The sequence below is a fragment of the Zestomonas carbonaria genome (assembly GCF_904061905.1).
In the GTDB taxonomy this organism is placed as follows: Bacteria; Pseudomonadota; Gammaproteobacteria; order Pseudomonadales; family Pseudomonadaceae; genus Aquipseudomonas; species Aquipseudomonas carbonaria.
Genome location: NZ_CAJFCI010000062.1, coordinates 1 through 4,417, shown reverse-complemented (window position 1 = coordinate 4,417; position 4,417 = coordinate 1). Strand labels below are relative to the sequence as shown.

Genomic DNA, 4,417 nt, shown 5'->3' with positions numbered 1-4,417 from the left:
GGGAGGTTGTATTGCCTGAGTGATCGGGCGGGGTGGTGGATGCCCTATGCGTTCGATCAGGACTCCGCCCCTCACCCTAACCATGGGACTGACCGGTGCCGTGCCGACGCACGGGGTCAGGTCGCGCACGGATCGACTCCCTCTCCCACCGGGAGAGGGCTGGGGAGAGGGGCTGACTCAATCCCACCGCTGCTGTCCATCCAGGGTGCCGACCACGCACCCGCCCCCTGGCAACTCGGCGCCTGCACCTACTTGCCGCTGGAGCACGGCGGATTCCTGCTGAGCCGCTTCGAACGAGGCTTCGGCGTGCTTGTCGAGTGCGACAGCGACGGCCGCGAGCGCCGCCTGGCCAGCGACTTCACCCGCTTCCGAAGCTTGGCTGCCGATGCTGCGTATTTCTACTGCATCGCCGCCGCACCGGATCGCCTGCCAGCGGTGCTCGCCATCCGCCGCTCCGACGGCGAAGTGAACCTGCTGGCCGGTGGCGAGCGGCCGTTGCCGGAGGAACGCCTGGCTCGTCCCGAGCCGCTGGACTTCGCCACCGGCCGGGACGAGATCGCCCACGGCTTTTTCTACCGGCCTCTGGGCGACTGCGAAAAGCCGCCGCTGGTGATGTTCCTGCACGGCGGGCCGACCTCGGCCTGCTACCCGGTGTTCGATCCGCGCATCCAGTTCTGGACCCATCGCGGCTTCGCCGTCGTCGACCTCAACTACCGGGGCAGTTCCGGCCATGGCCGTGCCTATCGGCAGCGCCTGCGGGGAGCGTGGGGATTGGTCGAGGTCGAGGACATCCGTGCGGCCATCGCCTTCCTGGCGGGAGAGGGGCGCATCGATCCCGACAAGGTGTTCGTGCGTGGCGCCAGCGCCGGCGGCTACAGCGCCTTGCTCGCCCTGGCCCGCATCGCCGGCCTGCGCGGCGGCGCCAGCCTCTACGGGGTCAGCGATCCGCTGGCGCTGCGTTGCGCCACCCACAAGTTCGAGGCCGACTACCTGGACTGGCTGATCGGCGACCCCGCGCGCGATGCCGGGCGCTACCGCGAGCGCACGCCGCTGCTCCAGGCCGAGCGCATCGCCGCGCCGACGATCTTCTTCCAGGGCGGGCTGGATGCCGTGGTGGTGCCGCAGCAGACCGAGCGGATGGTCGCCGCCCTGCGCGAGCGCGGGGTGCCGGTCGAGTACCGCTGCTACCCCGACGAACGCCACGGCTTCCGCCAGGCCGCGCACATCGCCGATGCGCTGGAGCGGGAATGGCGGTTCTACCACGCGCTTTTGTAGGGTGCGCCGTGCGCACCGATCCGTAATCGGCACCGATCATTCCCGGCGGAACGCCGTGCATATCCCCAGGCAAGCGGTGCGCACGGCGCACCCTACCCAGAGCGGTCGGAGTGCCTGCCCAAGGTCGCATTGCAATACCCGACGAATGCAGTAGGCTGGCCTGACGATCCCAGATAACAAGAAAATCAGGCCCTTGCATGAGCCACGACCTCAGTCAACTGCGCAAATTCGTCTCGCCGGAAATCATCTTCGGCGCCGGCTGCCGGCATAACGTCGCCAACTACGCCAAGACCTTCGGCGCCCGCAAGGTGCTGCTGGTCTCCGATCCCGGCGTGGTCGCCGCCGGCTGGGTCGGCGACGTCGAGGCCAGCTTGCAGGCCCAGGACATCGACTACAGCCTGTACACCCAGGTGTCGCCCAATCCGCGCGTCGAAGAGGTGATGCTCGGCGCCGAGGTCTACCGCAACGAAGGCTGCAACGTCATCGTCGCGGTCGGTGGCGGCAGCCCGATGGACTGCGCCAAGGGCATCGGCATCGTGGTCGCCCACGGCCGCAGCATCCTCGAGTTCGAAGGGGTGGACACCATCCGCGTGCCCAGCCCGCCGCTGATCCTGATCCCCACCACCGCCGGCACCTCGGCCGACGTCTCGCAGTTCGTGATCATCTCCAACCAGGTCGAACGCATGAAGTTCTCCATCGTCAGCAAGGCGGTGGTGCCCGACGTGTCGCTGATCGACCCGGAAACCACCCTGACCATGGACCCGTTCCTCTCCGCCTGCACCGGCATCGACGCGCTGGTGCACGCCATCGAGGCGTTCGTTTCCACCGGCCACGGCCCGCTCACCGACCCCCACGCCCTGGAAGCGATGCGGCTGATCAACGGCAACCTGGTGGAGATGATCGCCAACCCGGCGGACATCGTCCTGCGCGAGAAGATCATGCTCGGCAGCATGCAGGCCGGCCTGGCCTTCTCCAATGCGATCCTCGGCGCGGTGCACGCCATGTCGCACAGCCTCGGCGGCTTCCTCGACCTGCCCCACGGGCTGTGCAACGCGGCGCTGGTCGAGCACGTGGTGGCCTTCAACTACAACGCCGCGCCGGAGCGTTTCAAGGTGATCGCCGAGACCTTCGGCATCGACTGCCGGGGCCTCAGCCACAATCAGATCCGCCAGCGCCTGGTCGAACACCTGATCGCCCTCAAGCGGGCCGTCGGCTTCCACGAGACCCTCGGCCGCCAGGGCGTCGGCATCTCGGACATCCCGTTCCTGTCGCGCCACGCCATGGAAGACCCGTGCATCCTCACCAACCCGCGCGAGTCGAGCCAGCGCGACGTCGAGGTGGTCTATGGCGAGGCCCTCTAAGACCAGCCCCACCGAGCGCCAGCAAGAGGCCCTGGCCGGCCTGCTCGGGCTCGGCAGCCACTCGGCGCGCAAGAGCCACTACCCCGAACTGCTGGCGCGCCTGGAGGAGTTGGAGACCGAGCGCAACCGCTACAAATGGCTGTTCGAGCACGCCGTGCACGGCATCTTCCAGGCCAGCCTGCACCAGGGCCTGCGCGCCGCCAACCCGGCCCTGGCGCGGATGCTCGGCTATGCCGACCCGCACGAAGTGCTCTGGTCGCTGACCGACCTGGCCAGCCACCTGTTCGTCGGCGGCGAGGCCGAGTTGCGGCGCATCCGCGAGCTGTTGCAGGAGCACGGCGGCCTGTTCGGCTACGAGACCCGCCTGCGCCGCAAGGACGGCAGCCACATCGACGTGCTGATGAACCTGCTGATCAAGCCGGACGAGGAGGGGCTGGTCGAAGGCTTCGTCGCCGACATCACCGAACGCATCCTGGCCCAGCAGCGCTTGCAGACCCTCAACGACGAACTGGAGCAGCGGGTCGCCGCGCGCACCCGCGAGCTGGAAACGCTCAACCAGCAGTTGCGCGAGGCGCGCGACGCCGCCGAGTCCGCCAACCTGAGCAAGGACAAGTACCTGGCCGCCGCCAGCCATGACCTGCTGCAACCGCTCAACGCCGCGCGCCTGCTGGTCTCCACCCTGCGCGAACGCAGCCTGCCGGACTCCGAACAGGCGCTGGTGGAGCGCACCCACCAGGCCCTGGAAGGCGCCGAGGACCTGCTCACCGATCTGCTGGAAATCTCCAAGCTCGACCAGAGCGCGATCAAGCCGGATATCGACAACTACTGCCTGCGGGAACTGCTGGCGCCGCTGGCCTCGGAGTTCCAGAGCGTGGCGCAGTCCGCCGGCCTGCAACTGCGCGTGCACATCCCGGAGCTTGCGGTGAGTACCGACATGCGCCTGCTCTCGCGCATCCTGCGCAACTTCCTCAGCAACGCCTGCCGCTACACCGAGCGCGGCAGCGTGCTGCTCGGCTGCCGGCGGCGCGGCGACAGGGTGCGCCTGGAGGTCTGGGACACCGGTCGCGGCATCCCGGCCGACCAGTTGCAGGCGATCTTCCTCGAATTCAGCCAGCTCGACAGCGGCCGCGCCGCCGAGCGCAAGGGCGTCGGCCTGGGCCTGGCGATCGTCGACCGCATCGCCGGCATCCTCGGCTGCCCGGTGGAGGTGCGCTCGCAGCCGGGGCGCGGTTCGGTGTTCGGCATCGAAGTGCCGCTGGCCACGGCGGCGCCGTCCGGTCCACGCACCGAGGCGGCGCTGCGCCCGGTCACCGGCGATCCGCTGCCGGGCCGCCGCCTGCTGGTGATCGACAACGAGGAGAGCATCCTCCACAGCATGGCCGCGCTGCTCGGCCAGTGGGGTTGCGAGGTGATCACCGCCACCGACCTGGCCGGCGCCCTGGAGAGGCTCGGCGAGCGCGCGCCGGAAGCGATCCTCGCCGACTACCATCTCGACCACGGGGCGACCGGCTGCGAAGCGCTGCGCGAGCTGCGCCGGCATTTCCAGCGGGACATCCCCGCTGTGATGATCACCGCCGACCGCAGCGACGACTGCCGGCGCCACCTACAGGCCATCGGCGTGCCGCTGCTCAACAAGCCGGTCAAGCCTGGCAAGCTGCGGGCGGTGCTGAGCCAGTTGCTCAACTAGTGTGGTGTTTCACAAGTAACGCTCATATTCTGGTCTAGGCTTTCAGTATCAGAAAAGCACCGGAGCAACGATATGAGAACTGGCCGTCCCGCTT

The 4,417-nt window shown here is 68.6% G+C and carries 3 protein-coding genes; all 3 read left to right on the top strand.

The window, feature by feature from the left end; translation table 11 throughout:
• Positions 1-1,275: alpha/beta hydrolase family protein (locus tag PSEWESI4_RS15740; protein ID WP_187672166.1), on the top strand; the 1,275-nt coding region annotated here is incomplete at its 5' end.
• Between the two features lie 197 nt (positions 1,276-1,472).
• A complete protein-coding gene (gene ercA / locus PSEWESI4_RS15735) occupies positions 1,473-2,636 on the top strand; it encodes an alcohol dehydrogenase-like regulatory protein ErcA (protein ID WP_187672165.1) in 1,164 nt (387 codons plus the stop codon).
• On the top strand, positions 2,620-4,323 hold the full coding sequence (locus tag PSEWESI4_RS15730) for a hybrid sensor histidine kinase/response regulator (protein ID WP_187672164.1): 1,704 nt from the start codon (positions 2,620-2,622) through the stop codon (positions 4,321-4,323). The genes ercA and PSEWESI4_RS15730 overlap by 17 nt, the downstream gene beginning before the upstream one ends.
• Positions 4,324-4,417: the final 94 nt, after the last annotated feature.

Bases quoted from the DNA above. Each gene is read 5' to 3' on its own strand.
- ercA (WP_187672165.1), top strand. From the start codon at position 1,473: ATGAGCCACGACCTCAGTCAACTGCGCAAATTCGTCTCGCCGGAAATC.
- PSEWESI4_RS15730 (WP_187672164.1), top strand. From the start codon at position 2,620: ATGGCGAGGCCCTCTAAGACCAGCCCCACCGAGCGCCAGCAAGAGGCC.